The sequence below is a fragment of the Paeniglutamicibacter kerguelensis genome (genome assembly GCF_017876535.1).
In the GTDB taxonomy this organism is placed as follows: Bacteria; Actinomycetota; Actinomycetes; order Actinomycetales; family Micrococcaceae; genus Paeniglutamicibacter; species Paeniglutamicibacter kerguelensis.
In genome coordinates, this window is record NZ_JAGIOF010000001.1 from 773576 (window position 1) to 796859 (window position 23284).

General features: G+C 63.6%; 21 protein-coding genes. 13 read left to right on the plus strand and 8 right to left on the minus strand.

Translation table 11 applies throughout. The features are described 5' to 3' along the window. The first annotated feature begins 131 nt into the window (after nt 1-131). The 5 genes from JOF47_RS03420 to JOF47_RS03440 all read left to right on the plus strand — a co-directional run bounded on the left by JOF47_RS03420 (nt 132) and on the right by JOF47_RS03440 (nt 4820). Nucleotides 132-626: a DUF1269 domain-containing protein gene (locus tag JOF47_RS03420; RefSeq protein WP_209995965.1), complete on the plus strand. Its 495-nt coding sequence runs from the start codon at nt 132-134 to the stop codon at nt 624-626. A 391-nt stretch (nt 627-1017) separates the two neighbouring features. After that, nucleotides 1018-1956 carry a DUF1214 domain-containing protein gene (locus tag JOF47_RS03425; RefSeq protein WP_209995967.1) on the plus strand — a complete coding sequence of 313 codons (939 nt, stop codon included), beginning with the start codon at nt 1018-1020 and terminating at the stop codon, nt 1954-1956. 839 nt (nt 1957-2795) lie between these two features. Continuing rightward, entirely contained in the window at nt 2796-3185 is a 390-nt protein-coding gene (locus JOF47_RS03430) for a PLDc N-terminal domain-containing protein (RefSeq protein WP_209995968.1), read from the plus strand. Between the two features lie 420 nt (nt 3186-3605). Then, complete coding sequence (gene dapB, locus JOF47_RS03435; RefSeq protein WP_209995969.1) at nt 3606-4364, plus strand: 4-hydroxy-tetrahydrodipicolinate reductase; 759 nt, start codon at nt 3606-3608, stop codon at nt 4362-4364. Nucleotides 4365-4370: 6 nt separating this feature from the next. Continuing rightward, entirely contained in the window at nt 4371-4820 is a 450-nt protein-coding gene (locus JOF47_RS03440) for a tetratricopeptide repeat protein (protein ID WP_209995970.1), read from the plus strand. A 99-nt stretch (nt 4821-4919) separates the two neighbouring features. On the opposite strand, the gene JOF47_RS03445 is transcribed toward JOF47_RS03440, so the two are convergent. The 7 genes from JOF47_RS03445 to JOF47_RS03475 are packed head-to-tail and all read right to left on the minus strand — an operon-like array spanning nt 4920 to nt 12466. Next, nucleotides 4920-5975 (minus strand): sugar phosphate isomerase/epimerase family protein, encoded by a 1056-nt coding sequence (locus tag JOF47_RS03445; RefSeq protein ID WP_209995971.1) that lies wholly within the window; start codon nt 5973-5975, stop codon nt 4920-4922. A gap of 33 nt (nt 5976-6008) precedes the next feature. Continuing rightward, the gene (locus JOF47_RS03450; protein ID WP_209995972.1) at nt 6009-7607 is read right to left on the minus strand and encodes an ABC transporter substrate-binding protein; all 1599 of its coding nucleotides are present in this window, start codon (nt 7605-7607) and stop codon (nt 6009-6011) included. Beyond that, complete coding sequence (locus JOF47_RS03455) at nt 7600-8430, minus strand: ATP-binding cassette domain-containing protein (protein WP_209995973.1); 831 nt, start codon at nt 8428-8430, stop codon at nt 7600-7602. The genes JOF47_RS03450 and JOF47_RS03455 overlap by 8 nt, the downstream gene beginning before the upstream one ends. Further along, complete coding sequence (locus JOF47_RS03460) at nt 8427-9467, minus strand: ABC transporter ATP-binding protein (RefSeq protein WP_209995974.1); 1041 nt, start codon at nt 9465-9467, stop codon at nt 8427-8429. Before JOF47_RS03460 ends, JOF47_RS03455 begins: the two co-directional genes overlap by 4 nt. Then, entirely contained in the window at nt 9467-10483 is a 1017-nt protein-coding gene (locus JOF47_RS03465) for an ABC transporter permease (protein ID WP_209995976.1), read from the minus strand. Before JOF47_RS03465 ends, JOF47_RS03460 begins: the two co-directional genes overlap by 1 nt. 14 nt (nt 10484-10497) lie before the next feature. Further along, entirely contained in the window at nt 10498-11376 is an 879-nt protein-coding gene (locus tag JOF47_RS03470; protein WP_209995978.1) for an ABC transporter permease, read from the minus strand. Nucleotides 11377-11383: 7 nt separating this feature from the next. Next, nucleotides 11384-12466: a sugar phosphate isomerase/epimerase family protein gene (locus tag JOF47_RS03475; protein WP_209995980.1), complete on the minus strand. Its 1083-nt coding sequence runs from the start codon at nt 12464-12466 to the stop codon at nt 11384-11386. 109 nt (nt 12467-12575) lie between these two features. Between JOF47_RS03475 and JOF47_RS03480 the strand changes: the two genes are divergently transcribed. The 5 genes from JOF47_RS03480 (at nt 12576) to JOF47_RS03500 (ending at nt 17852) form a co-directional block, all read left to right on the plus strand. Continuing rightward, nucleotides 12576-13301, plus strand: coding sequence for a FadR/GntR family transcriptional regulator (locus JOF47_RS03480; RefSeq protein WP_209995983.1), 726 nt, complete (start codon nt 12576-12578; stop codon nt 13299-13301). Beyond that, the gene (locus JOF47_RS03485; RefSeq protein WP_209995984.1) at nt 13301-14767 is read left to right on the plus strand and encodes a chlorohydrolase family protein; all 1467 of its coding nucleotides are present in this window, start codon (nt 13301-13303) and stop codon (nt 14765-14767) included. The genes JOF47_RS03480 and JOF47_RS03485 overlap by 1 nt, the downstream gene beginning before the upstream one ends. Before the next feature lie 820 nt (nt 14768-15587). Then, nucleotides 15588-16574, plus strand: coding sequence for an ornithine cyclodeaminase family protein (locus tag JOF47_RS03490; protein WP_209995985.1), 987 nt, complete (start codon nt 15588-15590; stop codon nt 16572-16574). Nucleotides 16575-16704: 130 nt separating this feature from the next. Next, nucleotides 16705-17325, plus strand: a complete 621-nt coding sequence (locus tag JOF47_RS03495) for a GntR family transcriptional regulator (RefSeq protein WP_342592701.1) — start codon at nt 16705-16707, stop codon at nt 17323-17325. A gap of 323 nt (nt 17326-17648) precedes the next feature. Further along, on the plus strand, nt 17649-17852 hold the full coding sequence (locus tag JOF47_RS03500; RefSeq protein ID WP_209995987.1) for a hypothetical protein: 204 nt from the start codon (nt 17649-17651) through the stop codon (nt 17850-17852). A 352-nt stretch (nt 17853-18204) separates the two neighbouring features. Here JOF47_RS03500 and JOF47_RS03505 read toward each other — a convergent pair whose 3' ends face one another. After that, nucleotides 18205-19035 (minus strand): helix-turn-helix domain-containing protein, encoded by an 831-nt coding sequence (locus JOF47_RS03505; protein WP_209995988.1) that lies wholly within the window; start codon nt 19033-19035, stop codon nt 18205-18207. Nucleotides 19036-19143: 108 nt separating this feature from the next. On the opposite strand from JOF47_RS03505, the gene JOF47_RS03510 reads away from it, so the two are divergent. From JOF47_RS03510 to JOF47_RS03520, 3 genes are all read left to right on the plus strand, one after another. Then, on the plus strand, nt 19144-19995 hold the full coding sequence (locus JOF47_RS03510; protein WP_209995989.1) for a phytanoyl-CoA dioxygenase family protein: 852 nt from the start codon (nt 19144-19146) through the stop codon (nt 19993-19995). 509 nt (nt 19996-20504) lie between these two features. Then, a complete protein-coding gene (locus tag JOF47_RS03515) occupies nt 20505-21503 on the plus strand; it encodes an ABC transporter permease (RefSeq protein ID WP_209995990.1) in 999 nt (332 codons plus the stop codon). Nucleotides 21504-21555: 52 nt separating this feature from the next. Continuing rightward, on the plus strand, nt 21556-23283 hold the full coding sequence (locus tag JOF47_RS03520) for an ABC transporter substrate-binding protein (RefSeq protein WP_245356237.1): 1728 nt from the start codon (nt 21556-21558) through the stop codon (nt 23281-23283). Nucleotide 23284 lies beyond the last annotated feature (1 nt).

Genomic DNA, 23284 nt, shown 5'->3' on the forward strand with positions numbered 1-23284 from the left:
GCCGACGAGGAACGTCTGCGCCGACCGAAACCCGATTTCCGACAAAGCCCCCCCAATTGTCCATGCCTACCATTCGGCGGCATGGCCCAACTCGACGAACAACGTCGAGACGTTCGAAAGGAAACAGCTCCATGTCAGAACTGATTGTGATCTCCTTCGATTCCGAACTCCAGGCTGAAGGCGCCTACAAAGAGATTCAAGTCCTGCAGGACAACCTTGTGGTCGAGCTCGCCGGCCTGGCGCTCGTGAAAGTCGACGACAAAGGAAAGACGCATGTCGAGCACCCGGGAGGTTTTGGCAGCGTCGGCATGGGCGCTGCCGGGGGAGCGCTGTTCGGGATGCTGATTGGCATACTGTTCTTCATACCCTTCGCCGGGTTGATCTTCGGAGGCCTGTTCGGGGCGTTGTTCGCAGGCATCGACAAGACCGGCCTGAACGCGGAGTTCCGTGAGCGGGTCAAGAGCGCGGTCACGGAGGGCAAGTCGGCCGTAGTCCTCTATGCAACCAAGATCACCGAGGACAAGTTTGCCGCAGCGCTGGCTCCCTACAAGGGCACCGTCATCCAGACCTCGCTCTCGGAGGCCGACGAGAAGACACTGGTCCACGATCTCAGCGAGGTCAAGTAGGCACGTCGGAACACTAAATCAAAGGACCGCCCCCAAGGAGCGGGCCAGGCCGGACGCTGTCCCCGCACGGTCGGCCTGGCCCTCTCCGTCATTTCGTGGCTATCGGGGCGCATGGTTGCGCACCGACACCGACACCGACGCCTGTCTGCCGGCGGGCGCCGTCGTCATCGCACAGTCGATGGCCTTGCCGCCATCGAGAACCCGCGGGTGCAGGTCGGGCCTGTATCTGTATCATTCCGATGCTCGTCTACGCACTTCGTGGCGGTTCGCATGCGGCCATGGATCCGGCAGGCATGAACCATTCGGGTCATCAAAGGTGGGTGATGCGACACCCGGGGAACCGGACGACGATCGATCGGGTAAGCATTTCCCAAGGAAGGCAGGTCTCCGAATGAGTCCACTACCCGTAAACGTCGACAACTTTGCCCGCGCCGAATCCGACCGAATGTTCGCGGCCATCTCGCACCGTGCAGGTGGCACCGGTCAGTGGAGCCATGGCAAGGTGCCAACGGCAATCGATTCCCAACCCGTCATCCGCATGAACCGCGACACCCTGTATAGCGCGGCGGTCGTTGATGTCAGCAAGGGTGCGACCCTAGGCATCCCGGATGTGGGGGATCGCTACGTGTCGGTGATGATTTTGAACCAGGACCACTACATCAACACGGTGTTGCACGAACCGGGAAACCATGAGCTTTCCCTTGCCGATTTCGGTACCGACTTCGTGTTGGTCGCAGCCCGCATCCTGGTGGATCCGGAAGATGCAGCAGACGTGGCGGAAGTCAACGCCTTGCAGGACCGGTTGGTGATCTCATCGACCAGCAGCAGGGCCTTCGAGTTGCCCGACTACAACGATGCGTCGGCCGCTTCCACCCGTACGGCACTGCTTGACCTGGCCAAGGGGCTCTCCGGCCTGGAATATTGCTTCGGCAGCCAGCAAGACGTGGACCCGGTGCGCCACCTGATCGGGTCGGCGGCAGGATGGGGCGGACTGCCGGAACACGAGGCCTCCTACATCAACGTTTCCCCGGGACTTCCGGCGGGGAAGTACTCGCTGACGGTGGGCGAGGTGCCTGTCGACGGGTTCTGGTCGCTTTCGCTCTACAACGCCGAGGGCTATTTCCAGGAGAACGGGCAGGGCTCCTACAGCGTCAACAACATCACCGGCGTGCCAAACGCCGACGGAACGATCACCATAAATTTCGGCGGTTCCCCGGATGAGCCAAATTCCTTGCCTGTCATGGAAGGGTGGAATTACCTGATCCGCTTGTACCGCCCGCGCGCCGAGGTGCTTGAAGGACGATGGCAGTTCCCCGGGATCAGCAGTTGAGCGATGCCGAACAGCGATGACGGAAAGATCGCAGACCGCCCGACGGAATCCTTGAACACGATCCGGCAAAGACACATGCCATCGAACTCAAAGTCGACGGAGTGTTGCTGAAAGCAGTGCCTGACCCGACCCGCAGCGGGATAGCGCGCCTGCTGGATCTGTCCTGCTAAATAGGCACGAAACTGCCGACGCGTCGGGCACGCCGTTTGGCGGGCCCGACGCGTTCCCGTTCCCGTTCCCGTTCCCGTTCCCGTTGGCTGTGCACGTGCTGCTTCCCATCCGCAACATGGAACGGACACGGTTTTTCATGATGGACCCGAAAACAGCCATATCCGTGGGTGATGTGTGGTCCGCTGAGTCGATCCGTTGCTCGTTGGCTCGGCGGGCCTCGGGTTTTCGGGCCGGCGGGATCCCGGTCTTCGGACCAGGGCAAGCAGACGAACGAGACGAAATTGTCGCTAGCAGGACAGCTTCGCCTACGTCTATGTGGCAGGCAGAGTAAAAGACGGAATCTTCCTGCTTCGATGATTTATAGACAAAGAACCTGTTTTTCGCACCATTGCGCCTTAGACGTTGATGAAGGTCGTGCCGGCGGGGAACCCTGCAGCTCGGGTGAGATGTTGGGCCCTGTCCGCGACAACCATCCATATCTACTTTGCAGCACGGTTCCGGACAGAACCGTGCGTTCCTGAACCATATCCATCTTCTGTCTGACATGACTGACGTGCCTGTTTTCACCCGATTAGGGGGAGCAGATGATCAAGGGTCCCTTGTTAGCGTGAATGAAGTGCCACCGCACTTCCGCGATAGCAGACAACAAGAGAAAAGCGGGCATTGTCATGGATTTCTGGGCGTCCTTCTGGGACATCATCTGGTGGTTCTTCGTCGTCTTTGCGTTTATGGCGTATTTGTGGGCCGTGCTCGCGATCATCATTGACCTGTTCCACGATCACAAACTCAGCGGCTGGTGGAAGGCCTTGTGGTTCGTCTTCCTGATTTTCGTGCCTTTTCTCACGGCGGTCGTGTACCTGATCGCTCGTGGAGACGGGATGGCAGAGCGCAGCCAGAAAGCAAGTCGCACGAGGCTGGAAAGCTATGAGCCATACAATCGCGACGTCGCAGGTTACAGCAGCAGCGATGAGATCGCGAAGGCGAAGATTCTTCTGGACTGCGGCACGATTAGCCAGGCCGAGTTTGCCAGCATCAAGCTCAAAGCGCTCGCAAAGTGACAGCTTCACATGAGCGGAGGGCCTTTCAGGTGATGGGTGCCCACCTCTGAGACTTGGCACAGTTGGGGAAGCTTCCACCGTGACTTTGTGGGCTTCAGCGGGTGTTCGCTCGAGCAGCTGCGCAATTCAAGCGGACGGGAGAAGCCCAAGCCGAGTTGACCGACCTCGACGTGACAAAGGCCCTGGAATTGTGCGGAGAAGTATCCGCGCGTGAGAACCGAAATGCCCTGGAAGCGGCGATCCGTATCCGTGCGTCCGTGTGACCGACCACCGCTCTTTGACTGCCCATGGCCGCTGATGCCTTGGCATTGCCTGTGTTGGTGCTGCCTACGGCGGGCGGTACCGCAGGCCACCACGGCTGCGGGGCACCCGGGGTCATCGACTCCTTCCCTCGGTGGAATTCCCGATACGCTAGAACCCATGAGTGCACCACTAAAAGTCGCCGTCATCGGCGCATCAGGACGAATGGGAGCCGAGGCCGTCAAGGCCGTCGACTCCGCCACCGACATGAAACTTGTTGCGGCGCTGGGCCGCGGAGACGAACTCCAGGCCATCGTGGATGCCGGTGCCACCCACGTGGTGGACCTGAGCGTGCCAGCGAGCACCGAGGAAAACGTCCGCTTCGCTGTCGAGCACGGCCTGCACGCCGTGGTCGGCACCACCGGCTGGGACGATGCCAAGAGGGCCTCCCTGCAGGAACTGCTGGCCAAGAACCCGGGAACCGGCGTGCTCATCGCCCCGAACTTCGCCCTGGGCTCCGTGCTGGCCAGCGCCTTCGCCGCCACCGCCGCACGCTACTTCGAATCGGTGGAAATCATCGAGTTGCACCACCCCAACAAGGTCGATGCACCGTCGGGCACCGCGGTGCGCACCGCCGAACTGATCGCCGCCGAACGCGCCGCGGCCGGCGTGGCGCCGAGCCCGGATGCCACCGAAACCCAGCTTGAAGGTGCCCGCGGCGCCGTCGTCGACGGCATCCACGTGCACTCGGTGCGCCTGCGCGGACTCGTCGCCCACCAGGAAGTGCTGCTCGGCGGCGAGGGCGAACAACTCACGCTGCGCCACGACTCCTACGACCGCGCCTCCTTCATGCCCGGTGTCCTGCTGGGCCTGCGCACCGTTGCCTCCCGCCCGGGGCTGACCTACGGCCTTGACGGCTACCTCGAGTTGGGACGCTAGGCGCGCATGAAAACCAAGATCTGGGTCGGCGCCATCCTGCTGCTTTTCGTGTTCTACCTGGTTGCCGCCTTCGGCTCCGCCGCGCGCTTCATCACCGCCGCCGAACCGCTGGCCAAGGTCATCGGCGTCGCCGCGCTGGTGATCCCGCTGGTGGGCGTGTGGATCCTGATCCGCGAGGTGCTCTTCGGCTCCCGCACCCAAACCATGGCCGGCATCCTTGAATCCGAGGGCCTGCTGCCGGAGGACAACCTGCCTCGCACCCCGTCCGGGCGCATCGTCAAGGCCGCCGCGGACGAGGACTTCGTGCAGTACAAGGAAGAGGTCGAGGCCAACCCCGAGTCGTGGAAGTCCTGGCACCGGCTGGCGCTGGCCTACGACGCGGCGGGGGACCGCAAGCGCGCCCGCGAATCGATGCGTACCGCTATCGGCTTCTACCTGGCCGACACCAAGAAGTAGCAACGGCGTCCGTCCGGGACCCCAATCGGGAACAGGCGGGGGTGTGCCCGGGACGCGAACCGCTGCGGTCCGCGCCCTGGGCGGTGGAAGCAGGTGGAGCTAGTGCGCGGTCTCGAAGCTGCGCAGCCCCAGCCGGTTGAGTGTGCTGCGCAGGAAGTCGGCGGATTCGAGGACCATCTTCTCCCCGTTGTACTCGGTGGCACGCACGGTGTCGATCGAGGGGCGTTCGCCGGCCGCCGTCTGCCGGGCGTAGGCCGTGGCAAGTCGGCGGATCTCGGTGACCTCGGCCGGGTCCAGGTCCGGGTGCAGTGCGGTCCATACCGGATCGTCCAACCCGATCGGCAGGTGCAGCGTCGGCCCGGCGTTCTCGATGGACAGCGGCAGCTCCGGGTTGGCCGCGTGAAGGATCGAGATGACCGCATCCCAGTCGATCACGCCCTGGCCGATGGTGGCGAAGACACGCCCGAAGGTGCCATCCTGCTCACCCAGGACGAAGTCGCGCAGGTGGGTTGCGCGGGTGTATGGGGCGACGCGGCGGGCCGCGGCCACCGGGTCTTCGCCGCGCACCACCACGTTGGCGCAGTCGAAGGTCACGCCCACGGTGTCCGGGCCGACGGCCTCCACCAGACGCACCACCTCGTAGCTGGTGATCTCCTCGTGGGTCTCGATATTCATGTGGATTCCGTGTTCGCGGGCCGTCGGGGCCAGCAGCTTGAGGAATTTCTCGATCGCCACCAGCTGGTCGGCCCACGGGGCGTCCGTGCGGAAGCGGTCGAAGACATGGTAGCCGGGCAGGCCCTTTTGGTAGTTCGCGCAGGCCACCCACAGGTCGGTGACCCCGGCGCCCTGGCTGGCGGCCTCGATCATTTTGACCATGCCGCGGGTGTAGTCCCCGTCGCCGAGCCGGCGCACCGCGGGGGCCTCTGCCGCCGCGTAGGGGTTCACCTTGGCCAGTCCCATTTGCAGGTAGAGTCCCAGGTCGTCGGCATGGGCCCGAACCTCGGCAAGCAGCCCGTGGTCAAGGGTTGGCGAGACGTCCAGTATGGTGCGGAAGTACACGCCCTCTAGCCCGTAGTTCTTGGCCTTGTCCAGGATCTGGAAGGGGGTGTCGGTGGCCTCGTGTGGGATCTTGCTGCCGTCAACTCCGATGCGCATGTGATTCTCTCCTTGGATTCGTGTTCAGTGGTCTTAGCGTCCCCACTCCGAAAAGCGGAGTGAGGAGGAGTACTTGAAGTGGTTGACGTCCCGGGCAAGCACCGCGGTGAAGCGGGCCCGGTAGAGGACGATGGTCGAGGAATTCTCGAGCCACTTCTCGGTCAGGGCGTCGATGACCGGCTGCTGGTCCTTCAGGTCGGGGATCCGACCCAGTTCGTCGAGCAGCTCGGTGGTTCCGTCGATGCAGATGTGCTGGTTGTTGAAGTTGCTGCCGCAGGTCATCTTCTTGCGCAGCTCGTAGGCGGCCACCGAACCGGCGCCCTCGAAGAGCAGCGCGGACCCGTACTTGCCGGTGTTGAACCGGGTGGCGAAGGAAGTGGGGGTTTGCGAGTCGATGTTGACCTTGACGCCGATCTCCTCCCATCCGGCCTTCAGGATGGTTGCCAGTGTGGAGACGCTGGGGGCCGCGGGGTTGATCATCAAATCGATGGTGGGGTTCTCGATTCCCGACTCGGCCACGAGCCGGCGGGCCAGTTCCTTGTCCATCGTGCGCGGGACGCTGAGTTCCTTGTTGAAGCCCGGGACATCCGGCGGGAAGGGCCCGTAGTAGCTGTCGGCGAACCCGTGGGCCACCTCCTCGATGATCTGGTCGTAGGGCACCGAATGGGTCAGCGCCTCGCGCAGCTTGGCGTTCGCGCTGTTGCCCTCCTGGTTGTTCATTGACACCGTCACCGGCGACAGCGACGGGGCGCTGGCCACCTTGCAGCAGTCTTCGCTGCGCAGCTGGTCCACCACGTAGGGCGGCAGGCCCAGGGTGACGTCCGCCTGGCCGCGACGGGCCTGCAACATCAGGGTCGGCACCGAGGTGATGAAGTTGATGCGCACGGTTTCCTCCAGCGCCGGCTTCCCGTGGTAATTCGGGTTGCGCTTGAGGATGGCGTGGTTGTTCGGCACGTAGGTGTCCAGCTCGTAGGGCCCGGAGCTGCTGGCGGTGTGCGAGGCGAGCCACTGGTTCGGGACGCCCTTCCTGTCCTCGCCGTGGGCCTTGATTTCCACCGGGTCGTAGATCGAGCCGCGGGACTGGGCCAGTGTGACCAGGATCGAGGGATACGCGCGGGAGAGCTCCAAACGCACGGTGGCCGGGTCCACAACAACCACGTCCTTGATCAGCGGCGGGTCGGTCAGGCCGATCTGCAGGGCCAGCGCGCCGCATGCGCCGATGGTCAGGTTGCGCATGATGGAATAGCGCACCGCCTCGGCATCCAGTGGGTTGCCGTTGGCGAACTTGGCGCCTTCCCGCAGCTTGAAGGTGTAGTTCGTGCCGTCCTCGGAGACGGTCCAGGACTCGGCCAGGTCAGGCTGGATCCGATCCGGGCTGGTGCTGGCCACGACCGTGCCGTCTTCCTGGGTGTCCGTATCCAAGGCCACCAGCCGGGCGTAGAAGTTGCTTGCAAAGGAATTGTCGTCGCCCGCGCAGACGAAGGCAGGGTCGATGTTGGTCAGCTGGGTGGACCAGTTGATCGTGAACGGACGGTCCTCCCCGGAGGCCGCGTTCGGCACGGTGCCGCAGCCAGTCAGCGCCAACAGCGCTGCACCCAGTGCAGCCACGGCGCGGGTCAAGGTACTACGCATGATTCGCTCCTTGCAGTTCTTCGCCAGCGGGTTGCGATGCTCCGGGCACTGCGTCCAGCAACGAACGGGTATAGGGATGGGACGTGTGCTCGAAAACCTCGGCGGCGCTGCCGTATTCGACCACCCGGCCGTGGTGCATGACCGCAATCCGGTGGCTCATCAGCCGCGCCACGGCCAGGTCATGCACGATAAACAGATAAGTAAGCTGCAGTTCGTCCTGCAGCTCGGCGAGCAGATTGAGAACCTGGGCCTGGATCGATACGTCAAGTGCGCTGACCGGCTCGTCCAGCACCACCAGCTCCGGGTTGAGCACAAGGGCGCGGGCAATCGCGATTCGTTGGCGTTGGCCACCGGAAAATGCGTGCGGGTAGCGTTCGGCTTGCTTCTCGGTCAGTCCCACTCGGGCCAGCGTCTGTGCTACGCGGCGGCGCCGCTCGGCCGGGTCCTTGCATCCGTGGACTATCAGTGGTTCTTCGACCAAGTCGCGCACGGTGTAACGCGGATCCAGCGAACCGTTGGGATCCTGGAAGACCATCTGCATGCTCTTGCGCAGCGACCGGCGCTCGGGACGCGAAAGGTTGGTGAGTTCCCGTCCGTCGAAGCGGATGGACCCGGAATCCACGTCCGTCAGCCCCATGACGCAGGACGCCGTGGTGGACTTGCCCGAGCCTGATTCGCCGACCAGGCCCAAGGTTTGGCCGCGCTTGACGCCGAGGGTGACGTCATGCAGGATTTGCACGCGCTTGCGCCCTCCGACGCCGCTGGAGTAGGACTTGTTCAAGTTCTCGATGACCAGCAGGTCACCGGTTTCGGCGTTGTTCATGGCGTCGCTCCTTCGGGGGTCTGTGCGAAGTGGCAGCGGGAGATCGCGCCGCTGGCCAGCAGCACCGGTTCGGGGCGCTGCTCGTGGCACAGCGACTGGCTGGAACCCAGCAGGCAACGCTCGGCAAAGGCGCAGCCCACCTCGTCCAGCGACAAGTCCGGCGGGGAACCGGGGATGGCCGGCAGCCGCCCGCGGAGGGTGGTGCGCGGGTCGATCATGCAGTTCAGCAGTGCCCGCGTGTAAGGGTGGGCCGGCTCCGCGAACAGGGCGTCGGTGCTGGTCTGCTCCACAATGCGCCCGGCGTACATGACGTTGACGCTGTCGCACAGCTGCCGCACGATGCCAAGGTTGTGGGTGATCATCACCAGGGCGTTGCCGCGCTCGTCGCAGATCTTTTCCAGAAGCTCAAGCACCTGACGCTGAGTGGTGACGTCCAGGGCCGTGGTTGGCTCGTCGGCTACCAAGACGACAGGGTCGTTGGCGATGGCCATGGCAATCAGCACGCGCTGGCGCATGCCGCCTGAGTACTGGTGCGGGTAGTCGTTGATGCGTCGGCGTGGGTCCTCCACTCCCACCTCGGACAGCAATTGGCAGGCCAGTTCCTTCGCCTCGCGCACCGAAACATCCTGGTGCACCCGGATGGCATCCACGAACTGGCTGCCGATGGTCTTCAACGGATCCAGTCCGGCCATCGGGTCCTGGAAGACCAAGCCGATGTCGTTGCCGCGGATCTTGGAGATCTCCCTGTCGCCCAGCCCGACCAACTCGCGGCCGCGCAATTTGACGCTGCCGGAAGCCACGCGGCCCGGGGGTGGAACCAATCCAACAAGGGACATGGCCAAGGCCGACTTTCCGGAGCCGGATTCTCCCACGACCGCCAGGCGCTGACCCGGGCGAAGCTGAAAGCTGACGTCGCGCACGGCGCGGACCGTGGAGCCGGGAAGGTCGAAGTTCGTGCACAGGTTGCCGATTTCGAGTATCGATTCAAGCTGCTGCGCTCGCACCGGATGCACCTGCGCTTCGGTATTCACTGACATTAGCGTGCTCCTACTCGGGTTCGTGGGTCGACAGTAGTCAGGGTGAGGTCGGCCAGCAGGCTGACAACCACGTACAAGATGGCGGCCAACAGAAGCACGGCCTGGACAACCGCAAAGTCTTTTTGGATGATCGCGTCGGCGGTCATTGATCCGATGCCAGGCCAGCCAAAGACCTTCTCGACCAGAAGGCTGCCCGTGAGCAGGTCGGCGAGCAGCAGCGATCCGGCCGGAAGAATGGAAAGCAGGCCATGCGGTGCGATGTGCCGGTGGAAGACCGGAAACTTGGTCAGCCCGTGGCTGCGGGCGACCATGACAAAGGTCTCGCGGCGGGTCGTGCGCAGCTGCGAACGGTACAGCCGGGATAGGAAAGCGAACGGTCCGATGGCGATGATCGCCGCCGGCAGCACCAGGTGCCACAGCGCGTTTAGCGCCAGCGATGCGTCGCCGGAGAGCAGTGCGTCCACGGAGTACAGCCCGGTGACCGGCTCCGGTGGCACCAGCCCCGGGCTCAATCGCCCCTCTGGGCCGGGGAACAGTCCAAACTGCACCGAAAAGACCATCAGCGCCAGCAGCGCGATCCAGAAGGGCGGGGAGCCCATGGCCAGCGAGGAGGCCCCGCGCAGCAGCCGGTCGGCCCATGGCCGGTTCGAGTACACGGCCAGCGATGCGAAGAGCACCGAAGCGCCGATCGCGAAGAGCACGGCGAGCAATCCGAGTTCGATCGTCGCCGGCAGCCGGTCGGCCAGCAGGTTGGTGACGGTGTCGCCGGTGGAGTATGAGAAGCCAAGATCGCCGGTGAAAATGTTGCGCACGTAGCGCCAGTACTGCACCAGCAGGTTTTGGTCGAGACCCATCTCCGAGCGCAGTGCTGCGACGGACTCGTCGGTGGCCATGTCCCCGGCGATCGCGCGGGCGGGATCTCCGGGGACCACGCGCAGCAGGATGAAGGCGAAGATGGAAGCGCCGAAAATCGTTGTGGCGGCGACGCAGATGCGACGGAAAGCGGTGGAGAGCATCGATAAATCCTTTCCTAGACCGCATCGGAGCGGGGGTCGAGTACCTCACGGGCGCGGTCGGCGATGAGCGTGGTGAGGGTGACCGCAATGAGAAGCCCCATGCCCGGGAATCCTGCGATCCACCACTGCCCGGTCAAGAAGAACTGCTGCCCTTCGGTGATCAATGCGCCCCACTCGGCCGTGGGCGGCTGGGCACCCAAGCCCAGGAACCCCAGCGCGGCCAGCGACAGGATCGAAGCGCCGAACACGGCGGCCATTTGCAGGATTATTGTTGGCACCAGGTGCGGGAAGACGTGGCGGAACAGGATTCTTGCAGGGTGGGCGCCGATGGCGTCGGTGGAGCGGATGAAGTCCTGGCCGTACAGCCGCATCACCTCGCTGCGCAGTGTGCGCATGTACCAGGGGAATGAATGGATGGACAGGCCGATGACCACCGCTGTTACGCCGGGTCCGATGGCCATGGCAATCGCCATGGCCAACAGGATCGCCGGGAAGCAGAGGATCGAGTTGGTCAACCAGGTGAGCACGGTGTCCAGCCATCCACGCATCGACCCGGCCAGCAGCGCCAACACGCAGCCGACGACGGCGCCGATCACCGCGATCAGCAGGCCCGCGAAGACCGAGGTGCGCCCGCCGGAAAGGAAACGGGCGAGCATGTCGCGTCCGGTGTCGTCGGTGCCCATCGGGTGTGCGGCGCTCGGGCCCTGGAGGGAATTGGACAAGTCGATCGCGTCGGGGTGCAGCGGCCACAGCCACGGGCCGATGGCCAGCGCGAACACCAGAGCTGCAAACAGCCCGAGGAAAGTGGCCAGTGCCACGTCGCGCTTTAGAAAGACGAGAAGCGGATTGCTTCGCTGCTCGGCCGCCCGGGCCGAGGCTACGCTGAGGGTCATGGCACTGCTACCTTCCTGACTGGGTGGAGTCATCCACCGTGGTGCTGGACAAGTTCTGAAGCGCCCGACGCAGGTATGCGGCGCTGGCCGCGAACTGCTCTGCGCGCTCGGTGGCAGAGGGATCGTCGTTCCACCGTTCCAGCTCCGGGATCTGCCCGCCCTCGACCAGGGCTGTGGTCGCCCGCGCCATGCGTGCCAGTTGGCCCAGGTCGTCCGGGTGCAGGTGCGGTTCGTTCTCGAACCAGGCGCGGTTGTGCACCGGGGTATCGAAGCGCCCGCGATGCTGCTCGATCGTGAAGGTGCGCACCCCCTGGGCCCACAGCGAGCCGAGGATCTCATCCCAGGGCAGCACGCCCTGGCCGATGGGGCATAGGCGACGGCGGTATCCGGTATCGATGGGGAACAAGACCAGGTCTTCCAAATGGGTACTGCGCACCTGCGGTGCCAGCGCCCGGGTCACCTTGACCGGGTCTTCGCCGCGCACAACCAGGTTCGCCACGTCCAACCCGATGCCGAAGACCTCGGGGTCCAAGCGGTCGATGACCTGTTTGACCTCGGCCGAGGAGAGATCCTCGTGGGTCTTCAGGTTCAGCCGGGCCCCGGCGGCCGCGGCCACAGGATGCAGCGAACCGAGCGTGTGCAGGATCTGGGAGAGCTGAGCCGGGTGGTCAAGGGTGCGCTCGCCGTGGCGCACTGTCGTGCGCTCAGTGCGGGTGTGCAGGAAGTACTCGGTGCAGCCCAAGTCCAGGCCGGCGGCCAGGGTGGCGGCCAGTTCGGCACGGGCCGTTCGGGCTTCCTGGACTGGACCGGCCGAGCCGAGCCCGAGCAGCAGCTCGGAACCGGAGGAGGCGATGTCCCGGGCTGCGCCGCGCAACTCCACGACGTCGGTGTCGCGGGACTCGAGGGCGAAGTTGTTCAGCGTGATGGACGTGTAGCCCTGCTCAAGGGCGGTGGCGATGCCCTGGCGCAGCGGTGTGGTTTCGGTGCCCGGGAAACGGGTAAACTGCGCTCCAATGCGGTAGCTGGTTGTGGGTGCGCGGTGGGGCTGGATGCTGGAGGCGTCGACTCCATGATGTGTGATCTGGGTCATGGGGCTAGTCTTATCAGAGGTAAGACGTCTTACGAAAGAGTAGTTTTCGAAAAAGTTTTGTGGCACTATCGCTTGGAAAGAGACTTGACGACAGCCGTAAGGAGCGATCATGCCCCCCATTGCACGGCGCAGCGTGGTTGATGAAGCCATCGACGACATGCGCCAACGCATCACCAGCGGAGAGTGGCCCCTGGGTTCCCGCATCCCCCCGGAATCGTTGCTTGTGGCCGAGCTCGGGCTTTCCCGTGCGCCGTTGCGCGAGGCGGTTCGGGCCTTGGTCCATGCAGGGTTGTTAATCACCCGCCAAGGGGATGGCACATTCGTCTCGGCGACCAACGAGCGGGCTCTGGCTCTGCACCGCGGCCTTTCGGCCGCGCGCGAGCAGGACATCATCGAGACCAGGCAGGCGCTGGACATCACCGCCGCGGGGCTGGCCGCTCAGCGGCGGACCCAGGAGGACCTGCAACAGCTGGCCGATGCGCTCGAACGCCGCCGCATCGCGGCCGTGGCCAACGACATCGTGGCTTTTCGCACCGCCGACGTGGACTTCCACCGCGCGGTGTTCGCCGCGACGCACAACGAGCTGCTGAAGGACATCTATGCCACCCTCACCGAGGTCATCGAAGTCGATTGGATCACCGGGGTTGGCGTTGAGCGGGCCGCGTTGGCAGAACATGACAACCATGACGAGATTTACGAGGCGATCCGTCGCGGCGACCACCAGGAGGCCGTCGCCGCGGTGGCCTCCATTCTCGACCGACATGTGACGGACCTTCAGGCCGCGGTTGGCTCCCCAGCGGTCGTACCGCCGCAATCCCGCGAGAAGCAGAACTAATGGGTCGTATCACCCGGGTCAGGGCGGCATTCGTCATCGGCTACGCGGACGGGGACCACTGCATCTGGCCCAGGGGGGAGTTGGTGCACGAGGACGACGTCGTCGTCTTTGTGGGCCGCGGCTACGAGGGGCGCGTTGATGTGGAAATCGACGCGGGCCACGCCATCGTCTCGCCCGGGTTCATCGACCTGAACGCCCTGGCGGACATCGACCACGCGATCTTCGACTCGTGGCCCACGGGCGATAGCCGGCTGGGCCTGGCCTGGTCCCAGGAGTACCTGGCCGGCCACGGACCGGTGTTCACCGAAGAGGAAGAACTCTTCCGGCGGCAGTTTGCGCTCAGCCAGCTGGTGCGCAACGGCATCACCACGATCATGCCGATCGCCGCGGAGACCTACAAGCCCTGGTGCGAGGACTATGCCGACGCGGCGCAGTTGGCCGCGGCCGTGACCGGGATCGGGCTGCGCGCCTACCTGGGCCCCAGCTACCGCACCCACGTCCCCTACACCGACGGCACCGCCACGCTGCTCCACGAGGACGAGGCGAAGGGGCTGGACGGCCTGGCGCAGGCGATCCAATTCTGCCGGGACCACGAGGACACCGCCGGCGGGCTGATCCGCACCGCGCTGCTGCCGGCGCGCATCGAGACGCAGACCGAGCGGACGCTGAAAATGACGCGTGCCGCCGCCGACGAGCTCGGGGTCCCGGTCCGCCTGCACGCGGCCCAGGGCCTGTTCGAGGTCGGGGAAATTCTCGCCCGCACCGGGCTGCGCCCCATCCCGTACCTCGAGTCGATCGGGTTCCTGAAGGAGAAGACCTTCGTCCCGCACGCCTGGACGGTGCCCGGGCACCGCCACATGCCCGGGCACTTCGGGCAGGGCGACGACGTCAAGATCCTGGCCGAGCACGGGACCACCGTGATCTTCTGCCCGATCCCCACCGCCCACTACGGGGTCTGCCTGGAGGACTTCGATGCGTACCGGGCCAAGGGCGTCCGCGTGGTGCTGGGCACCGATTCGGCCCCGCCGAACATGATCCGCGCCATGGACCTGGCCATGGGAATGACCAAGGCGAGCACCGGGGACCGGACCAGTGCCCAGTCCGAGGACCTCTACCGGGCCGCGACCCTGGACCCCGCGGCCGCGCTGGGCCGCGACGACCTGGGACGGCTGGCCGCCGGCGCCCAGGCCGACTACTTCGTGCTGGACCTGGGCGGGACCCACATCGGGCCGCACGGGGACCCGGTCCGCACGCTGGTCATGAACTGCGACGGCCGTGACGTGACCCGGGTGGTGGTCGCCGGGCGGACCGTCGTGGAAGACAAACGGATCGTGACCGTCGAGACCGGCTCCTACGCCGGGCGCGCCCAGCGCTTCCTGGAAAAGTACATGGCCTCCTTCAGCCTCAGCGACTTCAGGAAGCGCCCGACGAACGAACTCTTCCCCTCCAGCTTCCCGCTGCGCTGACACCGGCCGCGACCAAGAGCGCACTCAACGACGGTTGCCTTCGGAAGATACACGAACGGCACCGAAATCCGTTGACAATGTCCGTGTCGAGGGATCAGTGCCGTTTAAGGTCGAGCAACTGCGAAGCTATGCTGCCGTATGTTGACCTGGTCCGGATGGAACCGTGTCTTTTTGCGGATCGTTGACGGGCGGGAACCGCCGCGGTTGCTTGTTGCTGTGGACCCTATGGATAGAGGAAGCCCCCGGGTATTTGCCGCCGCCCAAGAGATCGCGATCGAGCTGCTTTGGTTGGTCTCGGAATATTGTTTAAGGCGCAACACTCGTGGCGAGGCGATGACATGTAGCTTGCGTCCGTGCGAATAGGGCCGTTGGCACACCGAACCATCTGCGTAGGGATACGCCACCGCATGGGAATCGAATTTGCGGGATACTCGCAACGACTTTGAGGGTTGCCGAACACCGTTGCGGCACAAAATCTCTCCAAGGTGATATCCGGTCGGTATTCCGAGGCTGTGAATCCAGTGCCGCTACTTGCTTTACGTTTCAGCCCGAGGACGGTTGGTATACCGAATTGTTCGAAGTCTATGAATGCTGGATCTCTGGGGACGCCCGGGTGACTGAGGCTCGGGGCCTTTCGCTTGGCTGAAGTGGCAGAGTCTGCATTGATGTTCCGGAAAACTTTCTTGGCGCGGAAAGGCGGTGCGAATGAAAGTGCCGTATGCGCAGACTCTCGTAGCTTGATCTCCGGGTCTTTCTTTGGAATACCAAATTGGCTACACTTCGAAGCAAGATACTTCACTTCGGATAGAAACGACTGCTCATGACACTTTTACTCAATGCCTCTGCACTGCAGACGGTCCTCGACATGCCTTCAACCGTAGAAGCTGTGGAGCAAGTCTTTGCCGATATTGCCAACGGCACCGCCATGCAGCCTTCGCCCGTCGCCATGAACGTATCTCCGGCCGATTCCAGCTTCATCGTGATGCCCGGCGTAGCCGCAGGCCCCGGGCTGGCATCGGTCAAACTGCTTGCAGACATTCCCTCCAATTCGGGTCGCGGATTGCCGACGCAGCGGTCCATGATCATGCTGGCCGACCACGTGACTGGTGAATCGTTGGCAATCCTGGACGGGCGCGTTCCCACCCGTATTCGGACTGCGGCCGCCACGGCGGTGGCTACCCGCCATTTAGCTCGGCCCGAGGCCTCGACCCTGGGCTTGGTTGGTGCGGGGGCCCTGGCGGTGGCACATGTCGAGGCTCTGCTGTGCGTACGGCCTATCAAGCGGATTGTTGTTTGGACGCGCTCGGCCGAACGAATGCAGGAGTTCCGTGCCGCAATTGCCCATCACGACTTACACGTCGAATCAGTTGACAGTGTTGAGGCGGTTTTCGCCGCCAGCGACGTCATTTGCACACTGACGCCCGCGGTCGAACCCATTGTTAAGGGGGAGTGGTTTCGCCCGGGGGTTCATATCAACGCGGTTGGGGCTCGCCCGCGACCGGGTGAGCGAGAAATCGACACCGTGGGGATGGCTCGTGCCCGCGTCGTGTTTGACCACTGGGGCACAGCGAAAACTAAATCGGGTGAGTACCTCGTGGCGTTGTCGGAGGGGGCGATCGCGGCCGAAGACATTGTGGGGGAGCTGGGCCAATTGATCACCGGCCAAATCGTGGGCCGGCGCAATGCCGAGGACATCACATTGTTCAATTCCGTGGGGGTGGGACTACTTGACCTTGCAATTGGGCGATTGGCCTACGACCGTGCCCTTGGCCGCGGGCTTGGGCAGCACGTGAACCTGTCACTTTAGGCGAACGGTATAGTCACGCCACGATTCCTGTTGGACACATAGACTTGAGGAAAGTAGCTGAATCGGACAATGCAACGGAAAGGCAGGAACATTGCCTGTAACGCCAGGGTTTGAACCGGAGTCGGTCCGTGTGACCGACCATATCCGCAACGAGATCATTGACGGTGTCCGTGCCCCGGGGAGCAAGCTTGTCGAACGCGATCTGGCCAATGAACTGGGAGTCAGTCGCCTACCGGTTCGAGAGGCCCTCAAGACGTTGGTTGCCGAAGGGATCGTGACACCCCGGCCGCGTACCTGGGCCGTGGTGAGAGAGTTTACGCCGTCGGACATTGCAGATTTCAATGAGGTTCGCGGTGGGCTCGAGCTCATGTCGTTCAAGCTGGCGGCCCAGCGCCATACCCGTCAGGGGCTTGCCGAACTGCGGGAAGTGCTTGACCAGGAGCTGTTGAGCGCTCGAAACGGCGATGCTGTCACCTCGCGTCGGAAGGGTGCCCAATTCCATGAAGTCGTGACCAGGCTGGCCGGAAACGATCTGCTGATTGAATTGAACGGGATCTTGTCTTCGCGAATGCGCTGGCTGCTTTCACAGCACGACGACTTGACCGCCATGGCTGAAGAACACGAGGAGCTCTACCAAGCCATCGCCGCGCGCGATGTTTCCAAGATGGATGCTCTGGTGAGTGCCCATCTTGAGACGAGTCATTCAAGCGTTATGACCCGTACCGGGGGAGTTGCCGCAGAATCTGCCTAGTGGCAACGTGCCCCGCTGCCTCAGGGATTCCGGAGATTCCTGGCGCACGGGGCAGGGTGAAGTGGCTTCTTCGCCCTGTGATTGCTCGGGCATAGTCCGGTCGATGATCGGTGTCGAGGCATTTTTTCACACGAACGGAGCATTTTTTGAGCCGCCAAGGCTTGTAACTTGGAGGATTTCTCCGTTCCGAGGTGAGCTCAGCCCGGGCCTTGAATGCGGGTTGGAAATGAACGGACGCGAAACCCGAACGTGCGCAGACGTAGCAGAAGAACGAAGCGCCACCTCAGGAACGGACCACTGGATTGAGTTCCTGCAGCATTGCCGTGGACCTCACCGGCAAGCGTAGTGGCGGTCTGGCGGCTCCCGCCCTGAATGGGCAGGAGGGGGAATATCTCTTCCTGCCCAAACAGCCAATTCCGGGCCTCATGGCGGCGGCGAAAGACCTCACCGTACTTCCCAAGGCCTGTGCACGTCTGCGTATCCCGAACGGGCTTGGCATCGGTTCATTGATGATCGCCCGCTCATGAACGATGCCCGCCACTGAGCCTTCGGTGCTCCGGCCCATCGCGACTTGTGGATCTGTGCTGCTCTCCGCAGGCGGGCGGCATCTGGAACGTCCGAGCGCTCATGACCATGGCAACATTCGCTGAGGGCTACGACTTCACCGGCAAGCCCATCCATCCCGTCACCACCGAACGGGACTACGCCCGCTCCTGCCCCGGTGCGGCCATCGACGAGGGACTGGCGGTGAGGGGCGAGGTAGTTCAGGGCAGCGGACCGGACATCGAATCCTGGCTGCGCCATACCGGCCTCGTTGGGGGTTCCCATGGTCACATGAACCGACGTCGAAGACGCCGCCGCCATGGACTGCGACGCGGTTCACGACTCCCTACGGTGTTCCATCCGGAAATGCGAAGGGGACTGGCCGGTCCGCTCCGAGAACAAGCGGCTGAAGTAGGCCGGATCCTCGTAGCCCACCAGCCGGGAGATCCGCTGGGCAGGAAGGGCCGTGCCCGCCAGGAGGGACTGTGCCCGCGACATGCGCAACTGCAGCACGAACTCTTTGGGTCCGACCCCCATTGCGTCCTGCACGGCTCTCCGCAGTTCCGACGGTGACACTCCCTGGAGTGCCGCCTGCTCTGTCAGGCCCAGCTGAAGGTGGGCGGTTTCGCGCAGCCCGGACAGCATGCGTTCATGGGGCCCGGCCGGTACGGCGGGAGTATGCCTTCCGGCGTCCAGCAGGACGCGCTGGGTGAGGACGGAGGCCTCCAGATCGCCACGGGGCCCTTCGAGGCGCAGGGCTGTCCGCAGTCCTGCGAAAAGTCCAAGTGTCGCGTCAATGTCCGGGTCTTGGCCCTCGACAAGCTGCATCAAGGGACGCTCGTGGGGGAGATGCCCGAGTTCTTCGAACGCCCGTGCCATTGGGCCTGTGAAGAGGACCCAGTGCTCGCTCCAGCCGCCGGGGCCCGGGCCGTAGCCGTGCCTGATGCCGGGGAATAGCCACAGGAGGGCCGGCGCCCTGAGCTGCGCCGCCTTGCCCCCGCAATTGAACTGGCCGGTCCCTTCGGAAACGATCACGAGGGCGTAGCTGCTCAGCGTCCGGCCGGAGAAGGAGGGAAGCCGCCCGCTTTGCTCCCCCGCTCCGAGGCACGCCAAACCAAGGTCCCGCAGCGGTGGGGCGGGCTGCCTGTAGTGCGACCACTCGTCCATTGACCCCATCCTGCTCCTGTCCGGCAGGGGAATCAAGCCGAAGAAAAGTCCAAGTGGGCACCGCGGAAGTCCATTCACTCCGGCAGTCGGGGCTGACAGGCTGGGGGAATGTTGACCTCGAATGGCTACGTCCTGGACGAATCGGAGACCCGCATGGGCACGCTCGAACCCGTCCCGGCGTCGGAACGCTTTGACCGTGACGCCCTCTGGACCCGGCTCCGCCGCGACGGCTACCTTTATCTGAAGGGCCAGCTGGACCCAACCCAGCTGCTGGAGTTCCGGCGCTACTACTTCGAATCGCTCGACGGGGCCAATGTGTACGCAGCGGGAACCGACCCGCTCCTCGGCCTTGCCGCGGCCGGGAACGTGGACCGCGCCGCCATGCGCCGCAGCCTCTTCGACGTCATCGTCCCGGGCCCGGAGTACGCGGCACTGTGCACCATGCCGGCCATCGCGGACTGGTTCGCCTGGCTCCTGGCCGACCGTGTCCACCTGCACCGGCGCAAGATCATCCGGCACACCAAACCGGGGGAGACGGGGATCGGAACTGCCACCCAGGCCCACTACGACCTCGTGTACCTGCGCGAGGGCAGCGACAGGGTCCTGTCCATGTGGATTCCGGTGGGCGATTGCCCCCGGGAACGCGGCGGCCTCGCCTACCTGGAGGGCAGCCACCACTGGGTCATAGCAGGGGAACGCGCCGGGACCCTCAAGCTGCCGGCCGCCTCCATCACCGCGGACCTGCCGGGACTGGCCAACCAGCACGACGCACGGTGGCTGCTGGCGGATTACGAGGCAGGCGACGTGGTGGTCCACTCGGCGCACATCGTGCATGCCGCCTTGGACAACGCCGACGCCGGCGGCACCATGCGCCTGTCCACCGATATCCGCTACCAGCGGGCCGGCGAGCCGATCGACTGGCGCTGGCAGGAGCACTGGAATCACGACGACGGCCTCTAGCCGGGACGGCCAGGCATCCAGTTCCTCCCTTCGGAAACGGAGTTCCCGTTGGGGCCCTCGGCGGGGCGACCCCGAGCATGGCAGAGTCTCCAGATTTGTGCCGCCCGCACCGCGCACTATAAGTCGCCGGTACAGCTACCGTATGAAACGACTTTGCAGACGCCTTGGTCTTCGACTGCCGCTGGGTCTTGCCATTCGATCGCCCTGCGTGGGGCGCGGGACGCTCCAATGCGGTAGACCGCAGCCCTGAAGGGAGTTCTGACAGGGCCTGTAGGTTCCGAGCCCTTGAGCGCCATCGAAGAAATTGGTTGACCGTTTCAGTAACCAAATTTTTATACAGATGCGCATCTGGTATCCAAAATTTGATCAATTTTTCCCATTATTGCAAGGTTCTTTGGCGAGTCTGTCAGCAATTTGCGCTTCATGGATATTTTGGTATTCCATCGCTGGTGAGTTTGGTATACAGTTTTTTGTGTTGCATGAATCACTCTCGCGAAGGGCTCGTCGTCATGACCAACACAGCTTCGAAGGCTCAAAAGCCGGTGACCACCAAGCCGGTGGCTACCGGTCGTTCACTGCTGGCCACCGCGTGGTTGCGCATCCGTAAGAACCGCGTCGCCATGATCAGCCTGGTGGTGGTGATCCTGACGATCCTGTTCGCCATCTTTGCTCCGGTGCTTGTGGCGATCTCGGGCCAAGACCCGAACACAACCAACACTTCTCCGGACGTGCTGGACAACTTCTACACACCGGGTTTGCCGCTGCCGTACTACATGTACCCCAGCGCAGAGCACTGGCTCGGGGTGGAACCGGGTCTGGGCCGGGACCTGTTTGCACGTCTGGCCTACGGGGCCCAGGTCTCGCTGAGCATTGCCCTTCTCTCCACCTTGGTTTCGGTGGTGCTGGGCACTGTTTTGGGAGCCGCTGCCGGATACTTCGGCGGCAAGATCGACATGGTCATCAGCCGCATCATGGACCTGTTCCTGGCCTTCCCGCACCTTCTGCTGGTGCTTTCGATCGCGCCCATCCTCCAATCCAGGTTGGCCGGCACGAACCTCGCCAGTGGGTCTTTCGTTCCCATCGCTTCTCTGGTCATCGTGCTGGGTTTCTTCGGCTGGGCATACCTCGCCCGTGTGGTTCGCGGACAGGTACTGATGATTCGCGAACAAGAATTCATGGACGCGGCGAAGTCCTACGGCACTTCGCATCGTTCGATGATCCTCAAGCAGGTCATCCCCAATGTTTCCGGGGTCGTTTTGGTCTACGCCACGATGATGATCCCCGCCAACATCACGGCGGAGGCAGCACTGTCCTTCTTGGGCGTGGGCGTCAAGGACCCGACCCCTTCGTGGGGCCAGATGCTCAACGCCGCCCAAGCGGGCAACTGGTACCTCAGTGATCCGTGGTTCCTGGCCGTTCCGAGCATCGCGCTGATCATCACGGTGCTGGCCTTCAACCTGCTGGGCGATGCGCTGCGCGATGCGCTGGATCCCAAGTCCTCACGCTAGATAGATTTCCACCTTTCCAGTTTCAATTCGCTTCATTTCCATAGGAGGATCCATGAAAAAGCAAGCAGTCATGATGCTGTCGTTCACGGCGGCGATGGCCCTCGGGCTGACCGCCTGTGCCGGAGGCCCGGGTGTTACCAAGGAACCCCAAGGAGGGGTGGACCAGTCGGCCGACCGGTATGCACCCGTGGTCGTGCAGTCCGGTTTCGCTGAAAAAGGCGGCAACATCAACGTCTTGATGTCCGCAGACTTCGCGACCCTGGATCCGGGAAATTCCAACTACGTGCAGACGGCCAACGTCGGACAGCTGTACTACCGGACATTGACCATGGCCAAGGAAACCGCGGGCCAGCCGCCGGAAATCGTCCCGGACTTGGCCACGGATTTGGGCAAGGTTTCCGATGACGGAAAGACCTGGACCTACACGCTGCGTGACGGGCTGAAGTTCGAAGACGGTTCTCCGATCACTTCCCAGGACATCAAGTACGGGGTGGAGCGCACCTACGCCCGCGACGTCTACACCCAGGCGCCCCAGGAACTGAATTCGGCGCTGACCGATGACGCCTACAAGGGCCCGTACTCCGACGACGATCTCGAGGCCATCGAAACGCCCGACGACAAGACCATCGTCTTCCATCTCAAGCAGGCCTTTGCCGAATTCCCGGCACTTGTCTCCCGTTCGAACACCGCACCGGTGCCGAAGGCGAAAGACACGAAGCAGGACTATACCAACCACCCGGTCTCCTCCGGCCCGTACAAGGTCAAGAGCTATGACCGGGGGCGCGAAATGGTTCTGGAACGCAACGAAAACTGGGACCCGGCCACCGACCCGAACCGCCCGGCATTGCCGGACACCTACACCTTCAGCCTGTCGACCTCGCAGTCGACCATCGCCCAGAAACTGATCTCGGACGCCGACGCGAACGCCATCACTCTAGACAGCAACGGCGCCCTGCAGGTCTCGGACGCGGCAAGCCTGAACGACCCAAAGATCAAGGAACGAACCGCCGGCGGCTTCCTGGGCTGCATCGACGTGCTCGACCTGAACACCGAGACCATCACGGACCCGACGGTGCGCAAGGCCATCGCCCTGGCCATGGACCGGGAGTCCATCCAGGTGCAATACGGCGGAGCACGCTTCGGCGAACTGGTGAACACCCAGCTGACCGAAAACATGGCCGGTGTCACCGAACAGATCAGCGACCTGGATCCGGCAGGCAAGCCCAAGATCGAAGAAGCCAAGAAGCTGCTCGAGGGCAAGGACTACCCGAAGAAGTTGGTTTACGGCTACTCCAACGCCACCGAGCGCTTCAAGAACGTCGGTACCGTCCTGCAACAGAATATGAAGGAAATCGGGATCAGTCTGGAGTTGCGTCCGATCCCTGCCGCGAACTACTACTCGACCCTCGCCGGCGAAGGCATGCCGGACATCGCACGCTCCGGCTGGTGCGGCGGTGCCGACTCTTCATCGGTGCGCATGACCGTGGACCCGAACCTCGGCCCGTCGCTGGATGGCAAGACCTACGGGTTCAGCAACATTCCGCGCTTCCACGGCGAAGCGCTCTCCAAGAAGATGTACGAGCTGCGTTCCGCCACCGGTACGGCCGAGGAACTGGGCGCCAAGTGGTCCGAGGTCTACAACGAGGTCATGGCCACCTACCCGCTGGTTCCTACCATGCACAGCTACACCAACTCCGTCGTCGGTTCCAACATCCGAAATGCCCAGGTCGGCTACTTCTTTGGCGCCATTGACCTGAATTCGGTCGGCGTCGCAGAGTAAG